Below are 3,194 nucleotides of genomic sequence, written 5' to 3'. Positions count from 1 at the left end.
GACGACACCACCGACCTCGACGAAGTGACCCTGCGTCGCAACATCGGCTATGTGATCCAGCAGATCGGCCTGTTCCCGAACATGACCATCGAAGAAAACATCGTGGTGGTGCCCAAGCTCCTCGGTTGGGACAAGCAGACGTGCCACGACCGCGCCCGCGAGTTGATGAGCATGATCAAGCTCGAACCCAAGCAGTACCTGCATCGCTACCCACGCGAATTGTCGGGCGGCCAGCAGCAGCGCATCGGCGTAATCCGTGCGCTGGCGGCGGATGCGCCGTTGCTGCTAATGGACGAGCCGTTCGGCGCGGTCGACCCAATCAACCGCGAAATGATCCAGAACGAGTTTTTCGAGATGCAACGGGCGCTGAACAAGACCGTGATCATGGTCAGCCACGACATCGATGAAGCCATCAAGCTGGGCGACAAGATTGCGATCTTCCGCGCCGGCAAGCTGCTGCAGATCGACCATCCGGACACCTTGCTGGCGCACCCGGCTGACGAGTTCGTGAGTAACTTTGTCGGTCAGGACAGCACCCTCAAGCGCCTGCTCTTGGTGAAAGCCGAAGATGCAGCGGACAACGCCCCGTCGGTGAGCCCGGAAACTCCGGTGGCGGATGCGCTGGAGCTGATGGATGAAACTGACCGCCGTTATGTGGTGGTCACCTGCGCCGAGAACAAGGCACTGGGGTATGTACGACGTCGCGACCTGCACCGTCAGACCGGCACCTGCGGGCAGTACCTGCGCGAGTTCAATGCCACGGCGGCGTATGACGAGCATTTGCGCATCCTGCTGTCGCGTATGTACGAGTTCAACCGTTCGTGGTTGCCGGTGATGGACGCTGAGCGGGTGTTCCTCGGTGAAGTGACCCAGGAATCGATTGCCGAGTACCTGAGTTCCGGTAAGTCGCGTGGGGGCAAGACCAGTATCGTGTCGCCTGCCGAGACAGCACTGGCCTGATTAACTTCTGTGGCGAGGGAGCTTGCTCCCGTTGGGCTGCGCAGCAGCCCCAGAACAGACGACTCAATAGTTTCAGGTAAACGGGGTTGACTGATTTTGGGGCCGCTTCGCGCCCCAGCGGGAGCAAGCTCCCTCGCCACAAAGCGCTCCAAATCCCTCTCAAATAACACTCCCGGGGGAACATCAATCCGTCACACCTGTCGGTTACATAAGTAGCTGCACCGGGTCCCGCGACGAACGCGTGCAAAAACGCGACATTTTTAGTTGATCTATGGCCCCTCACGTCCTAAAGTTCGCGCCGAACGTCCATGCTGGAAACGATCCATCCGGCTCAAGTACTGACGACGAGACAGCAAGGCCAAGGGACGCGGTTATCCCATGGCCTTTTTGCTTTCGGCGACATGCCTTGGGAAGTAGGCGAACCAAAGTGGGGATACGGAGGACGTTCAGTTGCACCCATTGATTACTACAGTTTGCCCTTAGGAGTTCCCAGCATGTCGATCAACGTCGAAGATTATTTCGCGCGCGCCACTTTTGACAAAATGAAGGCGTTCGCCGACAAGCAAGAAACCCCGTTCGTGGTGATCGACACCGCGATGATCAGCCAGGCCTACGATGACCTGCGCGCCGGTTTCGAATTCGCCAAAGTCTATTACGCGGTCAAGGCCAACCCGGCCGTCGAGATCATCGACCTGTTGAAAGACAAGGGTTCGAGCTTCGACATCGCCTCGATCTACGAGCTGGATAAAGTGATGGACCGTGGCGTCAGCCCGGACCGTATCAGCTACGGCAACACCATCAAGAAATCCAAGGACATCCGCTACTTCTTTGATAAAGGCGTGCGCCTGTTCTCCACCGACTCCGAAGCCGACCTGCGCAACATCGCCAAGGCCGCGCCGGGTTCCAAAGTGTATGTGCGTATCCTCACCGAAGGCTCGACCACGGCTGACTGGCCTTTGTCGCGCAAATTCGGCTGCCAGACCGACATGGCCATGGACCTGCTGATCCTCGCCCGCGACCTGGGCCTGGTGCCTTACGGCATCTCCTTCCACGTCGGCTCACAACAGCGCGACATCAGCGTGTGGGATGCCGCCATCGCCAAGGTCAAAGTGATCTTCGAACGCCTGAAGGAAGAAGACGGCATCCACCTCAAGCTGATCAACATGGGCGGCGGCTTCCCGGCCAACTACATCACCCGTACCAACAGCCTGGAAACCTATGCCGAAGAAATCATCCGCTTCCTCAAGGAAGATTTCGGCGACGACCTGCCGGAAATCATCCTGGAACCGGGCCGTTCGTTGATCGCCAACGCCGGTATCCTGGTCAGCGAAGTGGTACTGGTTGCACGTAAATCGCGCACCGCCGTCGAGCGCTGGGTGTACACGGATGTGGGCAAATTCTCCGGCCTGATCGAAACCATGGACGAAGCCATCAAGTTCCCGATCTGGACCGAGAAGAAAGGCGAGATGGAAGAAGTGGTCATCGCCGGCCCGACCTGCGACAGCGCCGACATCATGTATGAAAACTACAAGTACGGCCTGCCGCTGAACCTGGCGATTGGTGATCGTTTGTACTGGTTGTCGACCGGTGCCTACACCACCAGCTACAGCGCGGTTGAATTCAATGGCTTCCCGCCGCTGAAGTCTTACTACGTGTAAGAACGCTGCACACAAAAAACCCATGACATGTCATGGGTTTTTTTACGGGCTTGCACATTTCAACGATCTTCGCGCACGTGCCATAAACGCAAAATATAGAGTGTTGATTCTTGAATTTCGTAGCGCATTTCGTAATGACCAACCAACAGTCGTCTTACGTCCCGCGGTTCAAATTCTTCAACGCGTTCACCGATGCGCGGGTTACTTAACAAGCTCAAAGGTGCTTGGGAAAGTGACTGCACCGTACGCGCCGCCGCCATGCGATTTACGACGGCCAGGAAGTCGAAAAGTCGAGCCAGATCCGATAAGGCCTTACTGGTCCACTTCAACTCCATCAGCGAGGTACCGGCAGCGGCGAATCAGTGCTTAAACTATCCGCCCAGGCTTGAACCGCTTGCTGATCAATCACCCGACCGGCATCGACATCGGCCATGGCCTCTCGTGTCAGCCGGCTGCGTGCTTCCTCCATATCGACCCAATCGGCGAGCGCTTGCTTAACGATCCAGCCCCGCGAACGATCCATCCGTGCCGCCATCTGATCGACTTTTTGCGCCAAGGCGGTGGGGACGTGAGCGG

4 protein-coding genes are annotated in these 3,194 nt (G+C 57.5%); 2 read left to right on the top strand and 2 right to left on the bottom strand.

Features of this window, described 5'->3' with window-relative positions:
• Both FEM54_RS28700 and FEM54_RS28690 read left to right on the top strand, forming a co-directional pair.
• A partial coding sequence (locus FEM54_RS28700) for an ABC transporter ATP-binding protein (protein ID WP_138453868.1) occupies positions 1 to 960 on the top strand: 960 nt, incomplete at its 5' end.
• Between the two features lie 494 nt (positions 961 to 1,454).
• A complete protein-coding gene (locus FEM54_RS28690; RefSeq protein ID WP_017138295.1) occupies positions 1,455 to 2,618 on the top strand; it encodes a type III PLP-dependent enzyme in 1,164 nt (387 codons plus the stop codon).
• Between the two features lie 59 nt (positions 2,619 to 2,677).
• Here FEM54_RS28690 and FEM54_RS28685 read toward each other — a convergent pair whose 3' ends face one another.
• Together FEM54_RS28685 and FEM54_RS28680 are read right to left on the bottom strand one after the other, a co-directional pair.
• Entirely contained in the window at positions 2,678 to 2,953 is a 276-nt protein-coding gene (locus tag FEM54_RS28685; protein WP_080593787.1) for a type II toxin-antitoxin system RelE/ParE family toxin, read from the bottom strand.
• Positions 2,953 to 3,194, bottom strand: a 242-nt coding sequence (locus tag FEM54_RS28680; RefSeq protein WP_138453867.1) for a CopG family ribbon-helix-helix protein, incomplete at its 5' end; no start/stop codon positions are given. The genes FEM54_RS28685 and FEM54_RS28680, both read right to left, overlap by 1 nt.

This window comes from Pseudomonas edaphica (assembly GCF_005863185.1).
Lineage (GTDB): Bacteria > Pseudomonadota > Gammaproteobacteria > Pseudomonadales > Pseudomonadaceae > Aquipseudomonas > Aquipseudomonas edaphica.
Note: the sequence above shows the minus strand (reverse complement) of the source record. Positions and strands in the feature narration are given on the sequence as shown.